This window comes from Pseudovibrio axinellae (assembly GCF_900110875.1).
Lineage (GTDB): Bacteria > Pseudomonadota > Alphaproteobacteria > Rhizobiales > Stappiaceae > Pseudovibrio > Pseudovibrio axinellae.
This window is the reverse complement of sequence record NZ_FOFM01000006.1, coordinates 48,714-69,948: the sequence shown is the minus strand read 5'-3', so window position 1 is coordinate 69,948 and position 21,235 is coordinate 48,714. Positions and strand designations below refer to the sequence as shown.

Sequence of the window (21,235 nt, the reverse complement as noted above, 5' to 3'; positions counted from 1 at the left end):
GACAATTATCCTTCAATGCTACTTTGCCACATTCATGTCTCATAGGCCGGACATATCGACGCCATGTTGCTAAAAGACCTTACAAATCAAGAGATAGAATTCGCCGGTGCTGATGGCCCGGATGGGGATTCTGTTGTCGTCATTTCAGGACTTACTGCGGATAGCCGGGCAGTGAAGCCCGGTTTTGTGTTTGCTGCGGTGAGCGGGGCTAAAGTTGATGGCGCCAAGTTTATACCGCAAGCTGTAGAGGCAGGTGCTGCTGCTGTTCTGATTGATGCTGAGCGGATTACTGATGAGGTGCGTGCGCAGGCTCAGACGGTTTCTTTGATCGCTGCAATCGATGCGCGCAAAGAGCTGGCATTGATGGCTGCCAGGTTCTCGGGAGCGCAGCCTGAGAGGATGGTCGCAGTGACCGGCACGGCTGGCAAAACGTCAGTGGCTGTGTTTGTGCGGCAGATCTTTGAATACGCAGGTCATGTCTCTGCAAGTCTTGGAACAATTGGTACAGTCACCTCCACAGGCCAAAGCTATGGTGGCTTGACGACGCCTGATCCGGTATCGCTGCATGAAGACCTCAAGCAACTTGTCGAGGACGGGGTCACGCATGCGGCGATGGAAGCGTCGAGCCACGGGCTTGACCAGCATCGTCTTGATGGTGTGCGCATTGTTGCAGCTGGGTTCACCAACCTTGGCCGTGATCACATGGACTACCATGCGACCATCGAAGAATATTTAAACGCCAAACTGCGTTTGTTTAAGGAAATTCTACCTGCTGATGGTGTGATTGTTGTTGATCCGGAAACACAATTCGCCGACCGCGTTTTGGCAGTTGCAGAAGAGCGAAGCCTTAAGATCTTTACGGTTGGCTTCTTCGGAGATAATCTTAAGCTACTAAGTGTCGAGCCTGAGGGCTTTAGTCAGGTCCTTCAGCTTGAAACGAGCGAAGGTGTGTTTTCTGTAGCGCTGCCTCTGGCGGGTGATTTCCAGGTTTCCAATGCTTTGATGGCTGCGGGATTGGCAATTAGCGCAGGCGTGCCGCTGCAAATTGCTTTGGAAGCTCTTACTGTGTTGCAGGGTGCGCCGGGACGCATTGAGCATGTTGGCTCACGTGAGAACGGTGCTTTGGTGTTTGTTGACTACGCTCACAAACCAGAGGCCTTGGAAAATGTACTTGCAGCGCTGCGTCCGTTCGCTTCAGGACGACTGATCAGTGTATTTGGCTGTGGCGGCGACCGTGATACAGGAAAACGAGCGTTGATGGGAGAAATCTCGTCGCGCCTTGCTGACGTTTCTATCGTTACAGATGATAATCCGCGTACTGAAGATGCTGATAGCATTCGTGCTGAGATTGTTGCTGCTTGCCCCGGCGCACTTGAGATTGGTGATCGAGCGCTTGCTATCCGACAGGCCGTTGGCATGTTGCAAGACGGCGACGTGCTTTGCATAGCTGGCAAAGGTCATGAAACCGGACAGATTGTCGGGACTGAGGTTTTACCTTTTTCTGATCATGACGAGGCGCGCAGTGCACTTGCATTGGCGGCTGAGGAAAGTGGGCTTCCTGTGTCATCACAAGAGGGTACCCCAGAACTTTCTCTTGATTTGAGTGAGATGGACCTGCTTGCAGATGACGGGGCTGAAGATAATGCTGAGGCGCTTGATGATGAAGCGCTTGATGATGAAGCGCTTCTTGCTGCCGTCAAAGACGGTTTCAAAGAGTTCGAAGTTCCTGTTTCTGGTGAGGACATTGACCAGAAAGATGCGGATCGACTGTTATCTGAAGGTGATACGTCTAAGCGTGAGGAACTGGTCGATACTGGGCACATGCATAAAGACGGCTCTGACCATGATCTGGATGCGCAAAGCACTGCGGACGACACTCTTGTCTCCCAAGAGGCACTTGAAGACGAGATACTTAGTGAATTAGAGGCAAGCGAAGCCGGCGAAATTGTTGCGGATGACAGTGCTCAGGAGGTTGCGCAAGTTGCAATTGACGATGTATCGCAGGATTCAGAGCCAGACGTTTTTGTTGAGCCTGAAATCGTAGCTGAGCCTGACGCGCCGAGTAAGCCAGATCTTACTTTGAGCGTTCCGGCTGCAGTTGCTCCTGTAAACATTAAAAAAGCACTTGCGAAAACACTTTTACCCAAGTCCGCAATAGACAAGCCTGACTGGACTATCGTCCCTCACATCAACCTACTGGATCCAGAAGTTAAGTCGGAATATGAGCAGCAAATGATTGAACTGCCTGATATTGATCGTGGGCCACTATGGACGCTTGCTGATTTTCTTGAAGCCGTGGATGGTGATGTTCATGGTGATGTGAGTTCTGATATTACGGGCATATCCATTGACAGTCGCAGTGTTCAAAAAGGGGAAGCGTACTTCTCCATCAAAGGCGAAAACTTTGACGGGCACTCTTTTGCAATGGACGCAGTTGAGGCGGGGGCCTGTGTTGCGGTTGTCTCACGCGAAAAGCTCGGAGAACTGCCAGAGGGTGGCCGGTACGTTGCGGTTGCTGATGTGCTGAAGGCACTTGAGCGGCTAGGTATTGCTGCTCGTGCACGTACAAAAGCACGTATCATTGCAGTGACTGGCTCTGTTGGTAAGACGGGAACGAAAGAAGCCTTACGGCTTTGTTTGTCTAAGTCTGGTTTCACCCATGCTCCTGTTGCCAGTTTTAACAATCATTGGGGGGTGCCCCTCACGCTTGCGCGTATGCATGCAGATACCGAATTTGGTATTTTCGAGATTGGCATGAACCATCGCGGCGAAATCACGCCCCTTGTGAAGATGGTGCGTCCACATGTTGCGATTGTAACCACAGTTGAGCCGGTACATCTGGAAGCGTTTAACTCTGTTGAGGACATCGCCCGCGCAAAAGCCGAGATCTTTTCTGGCATTGAACGCGGTGGTGTCGCCATCTTGAACCGCGATAACAGACAATATGATTTGTTGCGTTATCTGGCCGCTGTTGCGGGTGTGAGGAACATTGTCAGCTTTGGTATGCAGCCCGGAGCGCAATCCGTTGCTAAAAAAGTGGCTGTTAATCCGGATTGCTCTTGCTTGAATGCCAGCATTTTGGGACAGGAAATCTCCTACAAAATTGGCGCTCCTGGTGTTCACCATGTCATCAACTCACTGGGCGTATTGACGGGCGTGATGGAGCTGGGTGCCAACCTTGCGTTTGCGGGCCTTGCGCTGGCGGATATGTCGGCGCCAAAAGGGCGCGGTGCGCAGAGTGTGCTGGATGTGAATGGTGGGACTGCGCTGCTGATTGACGAGAGCTACAACGCAAACCCTGCAAGCATGAAAGCAGCCATCAAGCTGGTTGCTGAGCTGCCTGTTGCCAAGAACGGACGCCGCGTTGCTGTTTTGGGCGATATGCTCGAATTAGGTGCAGATACTGATAAGTTGCACGCGGACCTTGCGCGTGAATTAGAGCTTGGCAAGATCGATATGGTTTATTGTGTGGGTACTCACATGAAGGTGCTGTGGGAACGGTTGCCTGCACACTCCAGAGGCGCCTATTCAGAGACCTCCGACAAACTGGAAAAACAGCTGCTGTCGGACGTGCGTCCCAACGATATCGTCATGATAAAGGGCTCCCTGGGTACCCGTATGGGGCCATTGGTGGATGCTTTGAAGAAACGTTTTCCTGAACCGGCTGCTGCCGGTGAGTCCTGAGGTTGTATAAATGCTATACTTGCTAGGAGAGCTGGCCCCACACTTCTCAGCTCTCAACGTATTTAAATACATTACGTTCCGTACTGGCGGCGCCATTATGACTGCGCTGCTCTTTGTGTTTTTGTTCGGCCCTCGCATTATTGCTGCGCTCCGGTTGCGTCAGGGGCATGGCCAGCCTATTCGTGAAGATGGACCTGCAAGTCATTTGTTGACCAAAAAAGGTACGCCAACCATGGGCGGCCTGATGATCCTTTCGGGAATGATCGTTGCGACGTTGCTTTGGGCAGATTTGCGTAATCCATATACGTGGATCGTACTTGGTGTGACGGTTGGTTTCGGTCTTATCGGCTTTTATGATGATTATCTTAAGGTCACCAAATCCTCCCATAAAGGCTTTGGTGGTAAGGCGCGTTTAGGACTTGAGTTTTTGATTGCCGGAATCGCAGCTTTTGCTGTGACGTTGTTGGATGCTGAGCCATTTTCTACGAGTATCGGCTTTCCGTTCTTCAAAGAGTTGACGCTGAACCTTGGTTTGTTCTTCATCCCATTCGCTGCCTTTGTGGTTGTTGGCGCGGGCAATGCGGTGAACCTGACTGATGGTTTAGATGGCTTGGCAATTGTGCCTGTGATGATTGCTGCCGCCTCTTTCGGGTTGGTGGCATACCTGACCGGTAATGCGGTGTTTTCTGAGTATCTGCAGATCCATCATGTGCGCGGAACTGGTGAGCTTGCGGTGCTGTGTGGTGCTGTGATTGGCGCTGGCCTTGGGTTCTTGTGGTTTAATGCGCCTCCTGCTGCAATCTTCATGGGGGATACCGGTTCCCTTGCTCTGGGCGGAATGCTGGGCGCGATCGCAGTTGCAACAAAACACGAGATTGTTCTGGCGATCATTGGCGGCCTGTTTGTGCTGGAAGCTGTTTCTGTGATCGTTCAGGTTGCTTCTTTCAAGCTGACGGGGAAGCGTGTGTTCCGCATGGCACCTATTCACCATCATTTTGAGCATCTGGGCTGGACTGAAAGTCAGGTGGTTATTCGCTTCTGGATTATTGCTGTTGTGCTGGCTCTGGTCGGGCTTGCCACACTGAAACTGCGCTAGGAGAGAATGATATGATCCCCATTCGGCATTTGGCTGGCAAAGAAGTTGCACTGTTTGGGCTTGGCGGGTCCGGGCTTGCAACTGCACGTGCGCTTGAGGCTGGTGGGGCTCGTGTTGATGTGTGGGACGACAGCACAGAGCGTGTTGCTGCTGCTGAAGAGCAAGGGCTGGCGATTATCGATCTGCGAGAAGCAGATATGTCGCGTTATGAAGCGCTGATTGTTGCTCCAGGTGTGCCGCTTACTCACCCGCAGCCGCATTGGGTTGTGGTTCGGGCGCAGGAGGCTGGAGTATCGGTCATTGGCGATATCGAGCTGTTTGTGAATGAGCGCGAGGCCACGTGTCCTGAAGCTGCTTTTGTCGCCATCACAGGAACCAACGGTAAGTCGACGACCACTGCATTGATTTCACATCTTTTGAGTGAGTGTGGAATGGATGTGCAGATGGGGGGCAATATTGGCCGTCCGGTTCTTGATCTTGAAAGCCTTTCTGAAGACAGTGTTTATGTGATTGAGGTTTCCTCTTACCAGATTGACCTTGCACCAAGCCTTGCACCTGATATCGGCGTTTTATTGAACCTGTCGCCAGATCATTTGGATCGCCATGGGGATATGGATCACTACGCCTCTATTAAAGAGCGCGTTGTTAAAGCGGCGCGACTGGCTGTGGTGGGCGTTGATGATGAGATGAGTGCAGCTATCGCTCAGCGCCTGATGGATCGCGACCAAGCGGTTGAATGCATCTCCTGTCAAAATGCGGTTGAGACAGGTGTTTACGCCCAAAACGGTCACGTCTACGAGGTGTTTGAAGGCGAGGGCGTTGAGGTTGTGGACTTGTCCTCATCCAACTCCCTTCGCGGCTCTCACAACGGACAAAATGCAGCCGCTGCTATTGCGGTGTGTGGTGCGCTTGGTCTTGAGCTGGAGGAAATCTCTGGCGCTTTGCTTAGTTTCCCCGGTCTTGCCCACCGGATGAAACCCGTTGCTCAGGCTGGCAATGTTTTGTTTGTGAACGACAGCAAGGCGACGAATGCAGAAGCTGCTGCTCATGCGCTGGCAGCATTTGACCGGATTTATTGGATCGCAGGTGGTCGCGCGAAAGCAGGTGGTATTTCGTCGCTTCAATCCTATTTCCCGAAGGTTGTCCGAGCGTACCTGATTGGTGAGGCAGCTGAGGAGTTTGAACAGCAGCTTGGCGGAGCTGTCGGCGCACAAAAGTTTGGAAGCCTTGAGGCTGCCGTTGAAGCTGCTGCGCGTGATGCTGGACAGGACGCGTGCGAGGAGGCGGTAGTTTTGCTGTCCCCGGGATGCGCATCTTTCGACCAGTTCCAGAATTTTGAAATTCGCGGTGATGCATTTGAGAGCGCGGCGATCGCTGCTGCCCAGGTGCTGAAGGATGAGGGGACACGCTAATGGTTTCTCGTACAGATCGCAGTGCTTTTGCTGAATGGCTTTGGACGATTGATCGTTACATGCTGATTGGCATTTTTACGCTTATGGTCTCGGGTCTGGTTCTGTCTTTGGCCGCAAGCCCTCCTGTTGCCGAGCGTATCGGGCTTGAGAGCTTTTACTTTGTGAAGAAACAGGCCATGTTCCTCGTCCCAAGTATCGCATTGATGCTGGGCATTTCTGCTCTGTCGCCAAGGTATGTGCGACGGGTCGCCTTACTGGTGTTCTGCGCAATGCTGGTTTTGCTGCTTGGTACGTTGTTCTTTGGGGCAGACATCAAAGGGGCTCGGCGCTGGGTCAGCCTGTTCGGTGTTTCAATCCAGCCCTCAGAGTTCATCAAGCCAGCACTTGTGGTCATTGTTGCGTTTTTGTTGTCAGAAGGGCGCAAAGCACAGGATATTCCGGGGCAACTGCTTTCCATTATTCTGTTTGGAATTGTGGCGGCGATGCTGATTGCCCAGCCTGATTTTGGTCAGACGATGCTGCTGACCATTGTGCTGTTTGCTTTGTTCTTCCTCAATGGGCTTTCGTGGTTTGCAATTGTTCCGCTTGGCATTTCTGGGGTTTTGGGCGTTGTAGCCGGATTTACATATCTGCCGCACGTTCGCGGGCGTATCATGCGTTTTCTGGACCCTACTTCTGGTGATACCTACCAAATTGATAAGGCGATTGACTCTTTCATCGCAGGTGGCTGGCTGGGGCGCGGCGTGGGTGAAGGTACGGTGAAGCGCATCCTGCCTGATAGTCACACGGATTTCGTCTTTGCTGTCGCTGCTGAGGAATACGGCATCATTGTTTGCGTTTTGCTGGTGACGGTGTTTGCGTTTGTGGTGCTTCGGGGCCTCCATATGTCAACGCAGGATCAGGATCCGTTTGGCCGTCTTGCCTCTTCCGGTCTGATTGTGATGTTTGGGTTGCAAAGCTGCATCAATATGGCCGTGAATCTCAACCTCATGCCATCCAAAGGGATGACGCTTCCGCTGATTTCTTCTGGGGTGTCGTCGTTGATGGCGATTTCCCTCACGATGGGTTTTGTTCTGGCGTTGACGCGCAAACGTCCTCAGCCACGCAAGAACCCGATTATTACAGTTTCCCGTTCTGCCCCTGTGCAGCACGCCTAAAGAGTTTTGCCTGTGTCGGAGAATGAAATGAAGCCTAAGATTATGCTCACAGCTGGAGGTTCAGGTGGTCACCTGTTTCCTGCACAAGCGCTAGCCAGTGAGCTGAAGCGCCGTGGGTATGGTGTTGAGCTTATCACCGACAGCCGTGCTGATAAGTACGGCAGTGGATTTCCAGCTGACAGAGTTCATCTGGTTAAGAGCGATACCATTCGTAGCAAGAACCCTATTTCTTTGATGAAAACAGCTGTGAAGTTGGGTCTGGGGACTTTGCAGGCTATGAAAGCAATTCGCGCAGCCAAGCCTGCTGCAATTGTTGGATTTGGTGGATACCCGACGTTTCCGCCAATGTTTGCAGCGCGGCTCCTTGGTGTACCTTCCATTTTGCATGAAGCTAATGCTGTGATGGGGCGGGCAAACCGGATGCTTGCTAAGGGCGCAAATGCTGTTGCAACCAGCTTTCCGCTGAAAACGCTGCCAGCAGATCTTTCAGCAAAAGCGAGCATGACGGGAAATCCGCTGCGTGACAATGTGATTGCAGTTTGTGGGCAGGCTTTCAACGCGCCAGAAGAAGGCGGAGCCTTCCATCTTCTGGTGTTTGGTGGTTCGCAAGGCGCGCGCGTGTTTTCTCAAGTTGTGCCTGAAGCGCTTAAACTGATGGATGCCAAGGACCGCGAGCGGTTGGTGATTGTCCAACAAGCGCGCCCGGAAGATGTTGCAACTGTTGAGGCTGCTTATCGGGAAATGGGGGTTGCTGCGCAAGTTGCTTCCTTCTTTACCGATCTACCCGAGCGTATCGCTGCTGCGCACCTTGTTATTAGCCGTTCTGGTGCTGGTACTGTATGTGAACTGGCCGCCATCGGACGCCCGTCCATTCTGGTTCCGCTGCCCGGCTCGTTGGATAATGATCAGGGCCGAAATGCCGAGGTGCTGGCAGACGCAGGTGGGGCATGGCCGATCGCACAAAAAGAACTGGATCCGCAACGACTGGCCCGCGAGCTGAAAGAGCTTATGGATAACCCTGGCCAGCTTTCTCAGGCAGCACAAGCAGCTTTGGCGCAGGGCGCGCCTGAAGCTGTGCAGCGCCTTGCAGATCTAACTGAAACACTTGTCGGCTCTGTTCCGGCAACCCTACAGAAAGAGACTACCTCATGAAAATGCCAGTAGACATTGGAGGTGTGCACTTCGTCGGTATCGGCGGCATTGGAATGAGCGGGATTGCAGAAGTTCTGCATAATCTTGGGTACCGGGTGCAAGGCTCAGACATGTCTGAAAACGCAAACGTTCTGCGTTTGCGTGAAAAGGGCATCAAGGTGATGGTCGGGCATAATGCCGAAAACCTTGAAGGCGCTGATATTTGCGTGATCTCCTCTGCTATCAAAGGCGGCAATGTTGAGCTGAAGGCTGCACGCGAAAAGAACATGCCAGTTGTGCGCCGCGCAGAAATGCTTGCAGAACTGATGCGCTTTAAGCAGGCAATTGCTATTGGCGGCACTCATGGCAAGACGACGACAACTTCTATGGTTGCGGCGCTGCTGGATGCTGGGGATATAGACCCTACCGTTATCAATGGTGGTATCATCAACGCTTATGGAACCAATGCTCGTATGGGCGAGGGTGACTGGATGGTGGTTGAGGCCGATGAGTCTGATGGCACCTTCGTCAAACTGCCGGCTGATATTGCTGTTGTGACCAACATCGATCCTGAGCACCTTGATCACTACGGCGATTTTGATGGGGTTCGGGCTGCGTTTGCGCAGTTTGTTGAGAATGTTCCATTCTACGGCTTTGCTGTTATGTGCTTGGATCACCCTGAGGTTCAGAGCCTTGTGGGTCAGATTGAAGACCGCCGGATCATCACATACGGCACCAACCCGCAATCTGATATTCGGTTCACGGATGTCTCGACCAAGGGTAGCAAGTCTATCTTTACTGTCACCATTCATGACAGGCGCGGCAATAAGGTTATTGAGCTGAAAGACCTCGTGCTGCCTATGCCGGGTCTACATAATGTTTCCAATGCGACGGCTGCCATCGCCCTGGCGCATACTCTGGGCATTTCGGGGGAGTGTATTCGCAACGGCCTGGCCTCATTTGGTGGTGTGAAGCGTCGCTTTACACATACCGGCACCTGGAACGGCGTTGAAATCTTCGATGATTACGGCCACCATCCTGTCGAGATTAAATCTGTGCTTCATGCAGCGCGTGAGGCAAGCGACGGTAAAGTGATCGCCGTGATGCAGCCGCATCGCTTTACACGCCTTGAAAGCTTGTTTGATGATTTTTGTGCCTGCTTTAACGATGCGGACCGGGTGATTATTGCCCCTGTGTTTGCTGCGGGCGAGCAGCCAATTGACGGTGCTAATCAGGCAGATCTGGTATCAGGTCTTAAGTCAGGCGGGCACCGGTCTGTTCACAGTATCACCGGGCCGGATGAACTGGCTGCAAAAATTGCAGATCTTGCTGAGCCGGGTGATATCGTTCTCTGCCTCGGTGCTGGTAACATTACTCAATGGGCTTACAAGCTGCCGAAGGAACTTGAAGCTCTTTCTCCTCACGGGGTGAATGTATGAGCCAGGCCGTAAACTACCCTGATCTGACACCGCTTCTGGGTGATAGCCTTGACGATATTCGTGGTCGCTTGATCCCAAATCAGCTGCTTTCTGCTGTGACGTGGTTTCGTGTTGGTGGGCCTGCGCAGCTGATGTTCCAGCCAGCTGATGAAGCTGACCTTGCCGTGTTCTTAAAAGCATTGCCTGACGATGTGCCTGTGACTGTCGTTGGGCTTGGCTCCAATCTGCTGGTACGTGATGGTGGGATTGAAGGCGTGGTTATCCGTCTGCCGATCCGTGGCTTTGGTCAGGTTGAATATCTGGGTGGGCACAAACTACTGGCAGGGGCCTGTGTACCAGATAAGAAGCTTGCTGAAGAGGCAGCCAAAAGCGGAACAGGCGGATTTGCGTTTTATACCGGTATTCCCGGTGCCGTTGGTGGAGCGCTGCGTATGAATGCAGGCGCTCACGGCAGTGAAACCAAAGACCTTGTTGTTAACGTTAACGCAGTCACACGATCTGGCGAAATAGTTACTCTTTCCAATGAGGAAATGGGTTATGCCTATCGGCACTCCTTTGCGTCGAAGGACCTTATTTTTACCAGTGCAGTGTTTGCAGGGCGTGCGCAGAAGGAAGACGAGATTCGGGCAGAAATGGCCGAGGTTGGTGCCCATCGTGAAAAGGCGCAGCCAATTCGTGAGAAGACAGGTGGTTCGACTTTCAAAAATCCTGAGGGAAGCAGCGCCTGGAGGACAGTTGATGCTGCTGGCTGTCGTGGATTGCAGGTCGGCGGCGCAAAAATGTCGGAATTGCACTGCAACTTTATGTTGAATGTTTCCGACGCTACTGCCCACGACCTGGAATGGCTTGGCGAGCAGGTTCGTTCTGAGGCTCTGGAGAAAACGGGGACACGTCTGGAATGGGAAATTAAACGTCTGGGCAAGTTTGTGCAGGGTGCAGAAATACAGCCCTTTTTGGGCAAAGTGGTTTAGCTGCTTATTCGTGTTGCTTTCGGTGTTTTAATCAAGATTGGGTTTTATGATGACCAAGCATGTTGCAGTTTTGATGGGCGGATGGGTTGCTGAGCGGCCTGTCTCTCTGTCTTCGGGCAAAGACTGTGCAGACGCGCTGGAAGCGGCTGGTTATCAGATCACGCGTGTGGATGTTGACCGCAACATTAGCGCGGTACTTCAAGAGCTGAAGCCGGACGTTGCTTTTAATGCATTGCATGGCCCATTTGGTGAAGATGGGGCTATTCAGGGTATTTTGGAAGTTCTCGATATCCCGTACACCCACTCTGGTGTGATGTCCTCTGCGCTTGCCATGCATAAGGAAAAAGCGAAGGCTGTGATGAAAGCGGCTGGTGTGCCAGTTGCCAATGCAATGGTTGTCAGCCGCGCTGATGCTGCGCGCCGCCATGTGATGGAACCACCTTATGTGATCAAGCCAATCAACGAGGGTTCGTCCTTCGGCGTGCTGATTGTGAAGGAGGGGCAAGAGTACCCTCCGCAGGAATTGACACGTGATGATTGGGATTTTGGTGAGTTGCTTATGGTCGAGCGTTACATCCCAGGACGCGAATTGACCTGTGCGGTGATGGGTGACGTTGCGTTAGGTGTGCTGGAAATTGTGCCATTGGGCCACGCCTACTACGATTATGATGCAAAATACGTCCCAGGCGGTTCACAACACATACTTCCTGCGGAAATTTTACCATCTGTTTACCAAGAAATACAAGAATCAAGTCTGAGGGCCCATCAGGCTCTGGGGTGTCGCGGCGTGACACGTGCCGACTTTCGTTTTGACGAAGGACCGGGCGGCCTTGGAGAACTGATTTGTCTTGAAGTGAACACTCAACCCGGCATGACGCCAACATCATTGCTCCCGGAAATCGCGGCACATGCCGGCCATGATTTTCAAGAGTTGGTGAGTTGGATCGTGGAGGACGCAAGTTGCGGAAGATAAAGGCAAAATTTGATGCATTGCGGGAACGCACAGGCATCTGGAGCTATCGCTTCAGAAGTCGTGGCGTGTCGCGTTTGCACCAGAGACCCGCTTGGGAGGTCACTGGATTTTTTGCAGTTATCCCGTCTTGGGCGCCAACGGCGAGTGCGATCGGCTTCCTGGTTTTGGCCGCCGGATACGGCATTGCGCTAGGTGGGCACGCCCGAGATGTGAGCGAATCAGTTACGTCTGCTGCCGGTTTTGCGGTGAATGAGATCACAATGGAAGGTTTGCAACGCGTTACGGAGTTTCAGGTGCTGGAAGCGCTTGAACTTCAGGAGCGCCCGTCATTGCTTTTGTTTGACGCTGGCGAAGCAAAAGACCGTTTGGAGGACATTGCCTGGATACGCAGTGCCTCGATCCAAAAATTCTTCCCTGGAACGCTGCGGGTTCTGATTAAAGAGCAGGAGCCTTATGTGCTCTGGCAGCGCGGGGATATTACGTCTGTTATCACCAAAAAGGGTGAAGTGATTACAGATGAAGTGGACGGCCGTTATGCCAATTTGCTTCGCGTGGTCAATCATGGGGCGCAGTTGCGTGCCAGTGAGATTATGAGCGAGTTGAACAAGTTCCCTGGTATTCGTGCGCGGGTGCGTGCTGCACAGCTGCGTTCTGAGCGCCGCTGGGATCTTGCGATGGAAAACGGAATTACCGTGCGCTTGCCTGAGTTTGATGTCGGAGATGCCTTGGCTGAGCTGAAGAAGCTAGATGAACAGGGCGCCTTGCTCTCCCGCGATATTGTGGCCGTTGATCTGCGCCTGCAAGATCGTGTGGTGGTGCGCCTTTCAGACGATGCTGCACTTCGCCGCCAAACCACCATCGAACAACGGACCAACCCTTCCAGAACAGGGAGGGACACATGAGTTCTAAGAAAAACGTGATTTTCCTCCCGCGTATGCGGCCTTTACCAAGCCGCAGATCTGTTGTGGTTTCTGTGCTGGACGTCGGCTCCACGAAAGTGTGCTGTATTATAGCGAAATTGGTGCCTGGTGATGAGGAAGACCTGATGCCGGGTCGTAGCCATGGCATTGAGGTGCTTGGATATGGCTATCAAGCCTCAGCAGGTATGAAGTCAGGCGTTGTGGTTGACATGGACCAGGCGGAGCAAGCGATCCGCCGGGCCGTTGATCAAGCTGAGCGTATGGCCGGTGTGATGGTGGAAACTTTACTGGTGACCGTCAGTTGTGGTCGTCTGCAAAGTGAAATCTTCTCTGCCACTGTACCGCTCAGGACTGAAGGGGTTACTGAAGCCGATATTCAAAGGGTGCTGGCTGCTGGCTCAACGCATACGGCAACGGAAGGCCGGGCGGTGATGCATGCGCTGCCGATTTCGTATGGGCTGGATGGTAACCGGGGCATTCGTGATCCGCGCGGTATGCTGGGACGCAAGCTGGGCGTGGATATGCAGGTGGTTTCTGCTGAGGTGCCGCCCGTGCGTAATCTGGAGCTTTGCATCGAACGGGGCCATTTGCAGGTTGAATCGCTGGTTGCAACGCCTTATGCGGCGGGCCTTTCCACGCTGGTAGAAGATGAGACCGAGTTGGGTGTGGCCTGCATCGACATGGGCGGGGGTACAACCACGATTTCGATTTTCGTTGATGGTCAGATGGTGCATTTGGATGCGCTGGCTGTTGGCGGCAATCACGTGACGATGGATGTGGCGCGGGCGCTTTCTACACGTATGGAAGCTGCCGAGCGCCTAAAGGTTTTGCATGGTTCGGCGCTGCCTAGTGTGGTTGACGACCGTGATTTTATTCAGGTGCCGCCTGTTGATACAGATGGTGATTTGCCAACGCAGATTCCACGGGCGATGCTGACGCGGGTTATTCGCCCGCGCGTTGAAGAGATATTGGAAATGGTGCGAGACCGGATTGTCGCTTCCGGTTTTGCGGGCCGAGTGGGGAAACGTGTTGTGCTGACAGGTGGGGGTAGTCAGTTGACTGGCCTTTCTGAAACAGCACGACGCATTCTTGGACGTAACGTGCGTCTTGGACGCCCGCTTGGTATTTCCGGTTTGCCAGAGGAAGCCAAAGGACCGGCTTTCTCGGCGGCTGTGGGCTTGCTGATTTATCCGCAGGTTGCGCAGATTGAACAATTCGAACCCCGGCACCAACGCCGTGGCCTTACGGGGCGCGGGAGCTATCTGGCTCGGGTTGGTCAGTGGATTAGAGAAAGTTTCTAGCGGGGAAGCGCATAACCCCCGTTATCACAAGTTTCGCCAGATGCGGCGGACGCACGAGAGGAAGAACGACATGCCCGACTTCGGGCATGTTATTAGGGTCGCGAGGTTAATATGACAATCAACCTGAAAATGCCTGATATTCAGGAATTGAAGCCCAGGATCACCGTGTTCGGTGTTGGCGGCGGCGGCGGAAACGCCGTAAATAACATGGTAACGAGCGGCCTTCAGGGCTGTGACTTTGTTGTTGCTAACACGGATGCACAAGCATTGGCACTTTGCCAGGCTGAGCGTGTGATCCAGATGGGTGTTGCAGTCACCGAAGGCTTGGGCGCTGGTTCCCAGCCTGAAGTTGGTGCTGCTGCTGCAGAAGAAGTTATTGACGAGATCAACGATCATCTGTCCGGCTCGCATATGGTGTTTATCACCGCGGGTATGGGCGGTGGTACCGGTACCGGTGCTGCGCCAGTTGTTGCTCGTGCTGCGCGTGAGCAAGGTATACTGACCGTCGGTGTGGTTACCAAACCCTTCCAGTTTGAAGGGTCCAGACGTATGCGTGTTGCCGAAGCCGGCATCGAAGAGTTACAGCGTAATGTTGACACTCTTATTGTTATTCCAAACCAGAATCTGTTCCGCATTGCCAATGCACAGACCACCTTTGCAGATGCCTTCTCCATGGCTGACCAGGTGCTGTACTCCGGTGTTGCGAACGTAACTGACCTGATGGTCAAAGAAGGTCTCATCAACCTCGACTTTGCCGATGTACGCTCCATAATGCGTGGCATGGGTAAAGCGATGATGGGTACCGGTGAAGCTTCCGGCGATCAGCGCGCAATTCAAGCAGCTGAAGCTGCGATTGCGAACCCGCTGCTTGACGAAACTTCCATGAAGGGCGCACGTGGCCTGCTTATCTCCATCACTGGCGGTAACGACCTGACCCTGTTTGAAGTTGACGAAGCTGCTACTCGTATCCGCGAGGAAGTTGACCCAGAAGCGAACATCATTCTTGGTGCGACCTTCGACGAATCTTTGGATGGTATCATCCGTGTTTCTGTTGTTGCCACCGGCATCGACAAGGAACTGCGTGAAGACATCTCTCCAGCTGAAGTTCGCATGGCTGAACTCACAGAGCGTCTGCAGAGCGCTACTACGTCTACGCCCAGTTCAGCGGTAGCTGCGCCGGTAGAAGTAGCTCCTGCACCGACCCCAGTTCGTGCGATGCGCGCGATGGGGGCAGCCGCTTTGGACACTCACATGAATGCTGCGCCAGTTGCTTCTGCAACTGACCCAGAAGTTGAGATTGCACCATACCAGGCTCGCCGTTACGAGCCTGCGCAGGAATATGACGCATTGGATGAACCAACTCAGGCTATTGAAGAACCGACTTCAATTCCTGAACCGTTCATTCCACCTGTTGCACAGCGTGCAGAGCCTCAAGCACGTATGCCACGTGTTGAAGACTTTCCGCCAATTGCACAGCGTGAAATCCGAGCACGTACACAGCCAGAAACGACTGCGGCGGCTCCTGCTCCACAGCATGCAAGCCCTGCACCGCAGCCAGCTTCTGCACCAATGGCTCAGCATGTTGAAGAACATGCCGGGGACTACCATTCGGAAGAAGAGCGTCGGCCAATGGGCCTTCTGCGCCGTTTGACTGGTGGCCTTGGTCGTCGTGAAGACGAGCACATGGAACACCATGAGCACGCACAGAATGAAGCCTTTAGTGAGGCTCCACGCCAGCCTGCAGCGCCGCATGTTTCTGAGCCTCAGAATCAGGGTGCAAGCGGAAATGTGGATCCAAATGGACGTCCTGCACCAGCACGTTCACAAATGATGGAGGATGATCAGTTGGAGATCCCGGCGTTCTTGCGCCGCCAAGCCACCTGATTATCAACAGAACTCGCGCCTCTCGAGCAGCAATTCGGATATTTCCGGATTGCTGCTTTGCGCGTTTTAAAAAAATTATCAGTAAATGTACCTAAAATTTTCAGGACGTTACAAACCGTAATAAAGCTTTATTTTATTTGGAGGGACCCTCGGGCTATGTTCCAGCCAACCCGGTGGGGGTATTCGAAAGTATTGGCTCTTGAGGTTCGGTTATGTACCAAGAGCGGAATTATAAAGGCTGGAAACATATGGGAATGCGTGTCGAAAGGCAGACTACGCTCGCAGACAGTGTAACCTTAAATGGTATTGGGGTACATTCTGGCGGACCAGCTTCCATCACCCTTCACCCAGCAGATGCCAATTCTGGTATTGTTTTTCATCGCAGCACCAAAACTGGATATGTTGAGACAAAAGCAAACTGGCAGCAGGTTTCTGCGACTTCTTTGTGCACTGTGCTTGGTGATCCTCACGAAAGCGGGATTTCAACTGTCGAACATCTGATGGCCGCGCTGCGCGGTATGGGTGTTGACAATGTTACAGCGTATATCGATGGGCCTGAGATGCCAATCATGGACGGTAGCTCCGAAGCATTCGTAGAAGCAATCGATCGTGTTGGCCTGAAATCGCTTGGTGCAAAGCGTCGTTATATTCGCATCAAAGAGAAGGTGCGTTATGTTTCCGGTGACCAGTGGTGCGAGCTGAACCCATTTGATGGGACACGTTTTGACATCACTATCGATTTTGATCACGCTAAAATCGGTCGTCAACAGCTTTCCTTTGATCTGACGCCTGATTATTTCCGTGAGAATATCTCTCGTGCCCGCACCTTTGGTAGTGTGCAGGACGTGGAGAAGCTTTGGAAGCTTGGCTTTGCCATGGGCTCCTCTCTTGAAAACTCCATTGCGTTGGATGGTGAACGGGTTTTGAACCCAGAAGGTACACGCTGGAGCGATGAGTTCGTTCGCCATAAAAGCCTTGATGCGATTGGTGATTTGAGCTTGGCTGGCTTGCCTATCTTGGGTGAGTACCGCTCATATAAAGGCGGCCACCGCATGAACCACTGCATTCTTGTCGAGCTTTTCAAGCGCCCTGAGGCATTTGAAATTGTTGAGGCTGATGCTGCTTTGGAAGAGCGTCATTCACGCGAAAAGGGTCATGCAGAGCTGATTGGCGGTCTGCAGGTTGCAGCGTTTGGGCCTGACGTTTCTTAATAAAAAGAGTTATTCAATGGTTTTTGCCTCGATTGTGACAAAAATTCGAGGCAAATGCAGTGGTACTACGTGACGTTATCCAAACATTGCGATAGAAGCGTGAACTTGGGAGGGATTTTACCCGAATCCCAACACGATAGGAGTCGGAGACATTGCTGCGTTCAGATGCTGCCGGGAATGCTTTGGGGGCCGGTCGCCTCAAAAGAATGATTAGATACACCTCTTTGGCTGTGGCGCTCGTTGTGGCGGGCTGTGCAACGAAGGACGATGTTGATGATCTTGCGCTGGATGAAACTCCTGCAGAGGTCATGTTTAACGAAGCATTGGCCCTGCGCGCTGCAGGTGATGTGGAGGATGCAGCGAATAAGTTCTCTGAACTTGATCGCGTTTATCCTTATTCCGAGTTCGCTCGTAAATCGCTCATCAACATTGCTTATCTGAACTTCAAAATGGGTAATCATTCTGAAGCGATTGCTGCTGCAGAGCGTTTCACAACACTTTACCCTGGTAACGAAGATTCAGCTTACGCTCTCTTCATTATCGGTGAGTCTTACTTCCGGCAGATCCCGGACGTGGGACGTGACCAGGCTGTGACTGGAAAAGCGTTACAGGCTATGCGTGAAGTTATTCAGCGCTACCCAGATTCTGAGTACACCAAGCAGGCTCGTCAGCGCGTTCGCGCGACGGAAGACCAGCTGGCTGGTAAGGAAATGGAAGTTGGCCGCTATTACCTGACGCGTAGAAACTACCTTGCCTCGATTAATCGTTTCAAGGTTGTTGTAACCAATTACCAGACAACCCGTCATGTTGAAGAAGCGCTCTATCGCCTGACTGAAAGCTACTATGCACTTGGTGTGGTGAATGAAGCTCAGACCGCTGCTGCGGTGCTTGGCCATAACTTCCCGCAGAGTGAATGGTATCAGGATGCATATTCTCTGTTGCAAAAAGGTGGCCTTGAGCCGCAAGAGAGCAAAGGCAGCTGGCTTAGCAGAGCATTTGGCAATATGAAACTCCTATAAGCCTTTTACGGAAACGGAGTTACCTGAACTACTATGCTGGCATCGCTTTCTATTCGGGATATTGTTCTCATTGATAAGCTGGATTTGCATTTCAGCGATGGAATGAGTGTCTTAACCGGCGAGACTGGTGCGGGTAAATCCATCCTTCTTGACAGCTTGAGCCTCGCCCTTGGTGGGCGGGGTGATGCCGGACTTGTACGGCATGGTGAAGACCGCGGTCAGGTGAGCGCGGTTTTTGACGTTCCTATGGCGCATCCTTTGCGTGCTCTTCTTCAGGAAAATGATCTGGAACACGACAGCGACATCATCTTACGCCGCGTTCAGGCGTCAGATGGCCGGACGCGTGCGTTTGTCAATGACTCGCCTGTCAGTGCTGGGCTGCTGCGTCAGATCGGGTCTATGTTGGTTGAGGTTCACGGACAGCATGATGACCGGGCTTTGATTGATCCTGAATCCCACCGCATGCTGCTGGATAGTTTTGGCGGGCTGGAAGGTGATGCGACGCGGGTGAGCAAAAGCGCTAAGGCCGTGCGTAAAGCAGAAAAAAACCTGAAAGAACACGTTGCGCGTATAGAAGAAGCACGCCGCGAAGCGGATTACTTGCGCTCCAGTGCAGAAGAGTTGAGCACGCTTGCCCCAAGAGAGGGTGAGGAAAACGAGCTTGCTCTGCGCCGTCAGGATATGATGCAGGTGGAGAAGATTGCGGGCGATCTGCGCGAGGGCTATGAGACGCTGGATGGGCCTAGTTCTCCAATTCCTGAGCTTTCCAGTTTGTTGCGCCGTTTGGAGCGGAAGGTGGAGCTGGCTCCTAACTATCTGACCAGTGTTGTTGAGGCGATCGGTAACTCGCTGGATCAGTTGGAAGATGCGCGCGGTGGTCTGGAGCAGGCGTTGCGTGATACGGATTTTGACCCTCGTGAGCTTGAGCAGACGGAAGAACGTTTGTTCGCTTTGAGGGCTGCTGCTCGTAAGTACTCGGTTCAGCCTGATGAGCTTGGCAAACTGTGTGAACAGATGGAAGGTGACCTTTCTGATCTGGATGCGGGTGAAGAGAAGTTGCAGGCTCTGGAAGGGGCTGTCAGCGTTGCTAAGCAGACCTACGATAAGCTTGCAGCTGCGCTTTCCAAGAAACGTCAGACGGCAGCTCGTGCGCTTGAGAAGGCTGTTCATACTGAGCTTCCCGCTCTTAAGCTGGAGCGTGCGCGGTTTATCATCAACATTGAGAGTGATGGCGAACAGCGTGGGTCTGCCGGTATAGATACGGTTGAGTTTTGGGCGCAAACCAACCCTGGGACACGTCCAGGCCCGGTGTTCAAAGTCGCCTCAGGTGGTGAGCTTTCTCGTTTCCTGCTGGCACTGAAGGTTTCACTTGCCGATAAAGGCTCCTCGCCAACACTGGTGTTTGACGAGATCGATACAGGTGTTGGCGGCGCTGTGGCTGAGGCGATTGGTGTCCGCCTTGCAAGGCTTGCGCAGAGCGTTCAGGTGCTCACGGTGACGCATGCCCCGCAAGTGGCGGCGCGTGCCAATGGGCACTTCCTCATTCGCAAGGATGAGGTTGCAAAGGACCGTGTTGCGACACGGGTTTGTGAGATCGCGCAGGAAGATCGTCACGAAGAGATCGCGCGGATGCTGGCTGGCTCTACCATTACTGAAGAAGCGCGTGCTGCTGCAAAACGCCTGATGGGGCAGAGCGAGGACGTCCTCCTCTAGCAACGGCTTCTTTTTCCAAACCAATCGTTTGTCATTTTGTTTGAAAGCGTAGCCGTCTAACGGGCTGCGCTTTCTTAGTATTGCGTAGTGTTATTTGGCCTGTGTCCTCACCACCAGTAATAGGGGTAGGGTGCGCGTTTGCTTGAGCGCAGGAAGATCCAGGCGACGAGGACAACGACGATCGCACCTGTGAAGGTTGGAAACAACAGGAAATCCCATGTTGGCTGTGCCAGGAAAATGATCACCGGATTGGAGCCGGCAGGTGGGTGAACGGTGCGCGTTGCCATCATCACCGAAATTGCAAGGCCCGCTGCCAGAGCAAGGGCCCACCAGTGTGGTCCGAAAAGGGTTAGAAACAGCAGGCCTACAGTTGAACTGAGCACGTGCCCGGAAATGACGTTTCTTGGTTGTGAAAAGGGCGATTCTGGAAAGCCGAAGACGAGCACGCAGGAGGCCCCAAACGAGCCCAGGAGTAAGGTTAGTTCCAAGCTGCCGTGCAGGAGTGCAAGAGCTGCAACCGTTACGACCCCGCCAATGCCTGCAAGGATGACGTGACTGGGTTGAGGCTTTGGCGGGAGAGGCATGCCAGCGGATTTCAGGAGCTGTTGGAGGTAGGGCATCCGGTTTTCCGATTGTTGGGTTGTGAAATATGAAGTAGACCGACTTGTCTACTTGTGTAAATAGACAAGTCGGTCTACTCTTGTCAACAGGAAGTCCTTTGGAGCGTCACAATGTCCGCGAAACGTCAGCAATTGATTTTGAATGCCTTTGCCCTGTTCTATGAAAAGGGTGTCCATGCTGTTGGCATTAATGAAGTACTTGCTGTGTCTGGGATCGCTAAGAAAACGCTCTATACGCATTTTGCTAGTAAGGAGGAGTTAGTCTGCGCTGTTTTGGAATACCGCAACGCGGCTTATCTGCGGTGGCTTGAACAGCGATTGGATGCGGCAAACGAGGGCGTTGCAAAGGTTGATGCCTTGTTTGATGCTTTAGACGACTGGTTTCATGATCGCGAGGAGGTTCTGTTTCCCTTCCACGGCTGTTTCTTCATGAACGTGAGCGGGGAGTATGGAGACCCGGAGTGTGCCATTCATCAGCAATGCGCAAAGCACAAAGTGGATGTTGAAGCGATTGTTCTTCGTGCGGTGAAAACGCTCGATTTATCGGAGCAGGCCTGCGCAGAGTTGGCGGCGATGTTGTGTTTGTTGAAGGATGGGGCGATCTCAAAGGCACGTGTACAGGGGGATAAAACAGCTGCAGCTAGTGCCAAAAAGGTAGCACGGCAACTGGTGTAGCTGGTTTTGGCCTAGCGCCCGTTTTGCAG

Annotated in this window: 16 protein-coding genes; 15 read left to right on the top strand and 1 reads right to left on the bottom strand. The window is 52.9% G+C overall.

Annotated features, from left to right (window positions below):
• The first annotated feature begins 63 nt into the window (after window positions 1-63).
• From BMZ51_RS14010 to recN, 14 genes are all read left to right on the top strand, one after another.
• Window positions 64-3,684 (top strand): UDP-N-acetylmuramoylalanyl-D-glutamyl-2,6-diaminopimelate--D-alanyl-D-alanine ligase, encoded by a 3,621-nt coding sequence (locus BMZ51_RS14010; RefSeq protein ID WP_068002439.1) that lies wholly within the window; start codon window positions 64-66, stop codon window positions 3,682-3,684.
• Between the two features lie 10 nt (window positions 3,685-3,694).
• On the top strand, window positions 3,695-4,780 hold the full coding sequence (gene mraY, locus BMZ51_RS14005; protein ID WP_068002435.1) for a phospho-N-acetylmuramoyl-pentapeptide-transferase: 1,086 nt from the start codon (window positions 3,695-3,697) through the stop codon (window positions 4,778-4,780).
• 11 nt (window positions 4,781-4,791) lie between these two features.
• Window positions 4,792-6,192, top strand: a complete 1,401-nt coding sequence (murD, locus tag BMZ51_RS14000) for a UDP-N-acetylmuramoyl-L-alanine--D-glutamate ligase (RefSeq protein WP_068002432.1) — start codon at window positions 4,792-4,794, stop codon at window positions 6,190-6,192.
• Window positions 6,192-7,349 carry an FtsW/RodA/SpoVE family cell cycle protein gene (locus BMZ51_RS13995; RefSeq protein ID WP_068002428.1) on the top strand — a complete coding sequence of 386 codons (1,158 nt, stop codon included), beginning with the start codon at window positions 6,192-6,194 and terminating at the stop codon, window positions 7,347-7,349. Before murD ends, BMZ51_RS13995 begins: the two co-directional genes overlap by 1 nt.
• Before the next feature lie 27 nt (window positions 7,350-7,376).
• Window positions 7,377-8,501, top strand: coding sequence for an undecaprenyldiphospho-muramoylpentapeptide beta-N-acetylglucosaminyltransferase (gene murG / locus BMZ51_RS13990; protein WP_068002425.1), 1,125 nt, complete (start codon window positions 7,377-7,379; stop codon window positions 8,499-8,501).
• Window positions 8,498-9,919, top strand: a complete 1,422-nt coding sequence (murC, locus tag BMZ51_RS13985; protein ID WP_068002422.1) for a UDP-N-acetylmuramate--L-alanine ligase — start codon at window positions 8,498-8,500, stop codon at window positions 9,917-9,919. Before murG ends, murC begins: the two co-directional genes overlap by 4 nt.
• Window positions 9,916-10,890, top strand: coding sequence for a UDP-N-acetylmuramate dehydrogenase (gene murB / locus BMZ51_RS13980; protein ID WP_068002418.1), 975 nt, complete (start codon window positions 9,916-9,918; stop codon window positions 10,888-10,890). Before murC ends, murB begins: the two co-directional genes overlap by 4 nt.
• A 46-nt stretch (window positions 10,891-10,936) precedes the next feature.
• Window positions 10,937-11,863: a D-alanine--D-alanine ligase gene (locus tag BMZ51_RS13975; protein ID WP_068002416.1), complete on the top strand. Its 927-nt coding sequence runs from the start codon at window positions 10,937-10,939 to the stop codon at window positions 11,861-11,863.
• Complete coding sequence (locus BMZ51_RS13970; protein ID WP_208979479.1) at window positions 11,851-12,765, top strand: cell division protein FtsQ/DivIB; 915 nt, start codon at window positions 11,851-11,853, stop codon at window positions 12,763-12,765. The genes BMZ51_RS13975 and BMZ51_RS13970 overlap by 13 nt, the downstream gene beginning before the upstream one ends.
• The gene (ftsA, locus tag BMZ51_RS13965) at window positions 12,762-14,084 is read left to right on the top strand and encodes a cell division protein FtsA (RefSeq protein WP_068002413.1); all 1,323 of its coding nucleotides are present in this window, start codon (window positions 12,762-12,764) and stop codon (window positions 14,082-14,084) included. Before BMZ51_RS13970 ends, ftsA begins: the two co-directional genes overlap by 4 nt.
• Window positions 14,085-14,195: 111 nt before the next feature.
• On the top strand, window positions 14,196-15,968 hold the full coding sequence (gene ftsZ / locus BMZ51_RS13960; protein ID WP_068002410.1) for a cell division protein FtsZ: 1,773 nt from the start codon (window positions 14,196-14,198) through the stop codon (window positions 15,966-15,968).
• Window positions 15,969-16,216: 248 nt separating this feature from the next.
• Window positions 16,217-17,179: a UDP-3-O-acyl-N-acetylglucosamine deacetylase gene (gene lpxC, locus BMZ51_RS13955; RefSeq protein ID WP_082825553.1), complete on the top strand. Its 963-nt coding sequence runs from the start codon at window positions 16,217-16,219 to the stop codon at window positions 17,177-17,179.
• A gap of 152 nt (window positions 17,180-17,331) precedes the next feature.
• Complete coding sequence (locus BMZ51_RS13950) at window positions 17,332-18,198, top strand: outer membrane protein assembly factor BamD (protein WP_068002407.1); 867 nt, start codon at window positions 17,332-17,334, stop codon at window positions 18,196-18,198.
• 33 nt (window positions 18,199-18,231) lie between these two features.
• Complete coding sequence (gene recN, locus BMZ51_RS13945; RefSeq protein ID WP_068002404.1) at window positions 18,232-19,911, top strand: DNA repair protein RecN; 1,680 nt, start codon at window positions 18,232-18,234, stop codon at window positions 19,909-19,911.
• A gap of 107 nt (window positions 19,912-20,018) precedes the next feature.
• On the opposite strand, the gene BMZ51_RS13940 is transcribed toward recN, so the two are convergent.
• Entirely contained in the window at window positions 20,019-20,531 is a 513-nt protein-coding gene (locus BMZ51_RS13940) for an HPP family protein (protein ID WP_068002401.1), read from the bottom strand.
• A gap of 111 nt (window positions 20,532-20,642) precedes the next feature.
• Between BMZ51_RS13940 and BMZ51_RS13935 the strand changes: the two genes are divergently transcribed.
• Window positions 20,643-21,206 carry a TetR/AcrR family transcriptional regulator gene (locus BMZ51_RS13935; protein ID WP_068002398.1) on the top strand — a complete coding sequence of 188 codons (564 nt, stop codon included), beginning with the start codon at window positions 20,643-20,645 and terminating at the stop codon, window positions 21,204-21,206.
• The last annotated feature ends 29 nt before the right edge of the window (window positions 21,207-21,235 follow it).

Excerpts from the sequence above, each read along its gene's own strand:
- BMZ51_RS13935 (WP_068002398.1), top strand. The coding sequence starts at position 20,643 with ATGTCCGCGAAACGTCAGCAATTGATTTTGAATGCCTTTGCCCTGTTC.
- murB (WP_068002418.1), top strand. The coding sequence starts at position 9,916 with ATGAGCCAGGCCGTAAACTACCCTGATCTGACACCGCTTCTGGGTGAT.
- murC (WP_068002422.1), top strand. The coding sequence starts at position 8,498 with ATGAAAATGCCAGTAGACATTGGAGGTGTGCACTTCGTCGGTATCGGC.
- ftsZ (WP_068002410.1), top strand. The coding sequence starts at position 14,196 with ATGACAATCAACCTGAAAATGCCTGATATTCAGGAATTGAAGCCCAGG.
- BMZ51_RS13975 (WP_068002416.1), top strand. The coding sequence starts at position 10,937 with ATGATGACCAAGCATGTTGCAGTTTTGATGGGCGGATGGGTTGCTGAG.
- BMZ51_RS13995 (WP_068002428.1), top strand. The coding sequence starts at position 6,192 with ATGGTTTCTCGTACAGATCGCAGTGCTTTTGCTGAATGGCTTTGGACG.
- BMZ51_RS13940 (WP_068002401.1), bottom strand. The coding sequence starts at position 20,531 with ATGCCCTACCTCCAACAGCTCCTGAAATCCGCTGGCATGCCTCTCCCG.
- murG (WP_068002425.1), top strand. The coding sequence starts at position 7,377 with ATGAAGCCTAAGATTATGCTCACAGCTGGAGGTTCAGGTGGTCACCTG.
- ftsA (WP_068002413.1), top strand. The coding sequence starts at position 12,762 with ATGAGTTCTAAGAAAAACGTGATTTTCCTCCCGCGTATGCGGCCTTTA.
- BMZ51_RS14010 (WP_068002439.1), top strand. The coding sequence starts at position 64 with ATGTTGCTAAAAGACCTTACAAATCAAGAGATAGAATTCGCCGGTGCT.
- recN (WP_068002404.1), top strand. The coding sequence starts at position 18,232 with ATGCTGGCATCGCTTTCTATTCGGGATATTGTTCTCATTGATAAGCTG.
- lpxC (WP_082825553.1), top strand. The coding sequence starts at position 16,217 with ATGGGAATGCGTGTCGAAAGGCAGACTACGCTCGCAGACAGTGTAACC.
- mraY (WP_068002435.1), top strand. The coding sequence starts at position 3,695 with ATGCTATACTTGCTAGGAGAGCTGGCCCCACACTTCTCAGCTCTCAAC.
- murD (WP_068002432.1), top strand. The coding sequence starts at position 4,792 with ATGATCCCCATTCGGCATTTGGCTGGCAAAGAAGTTGCACTGTTTGGG.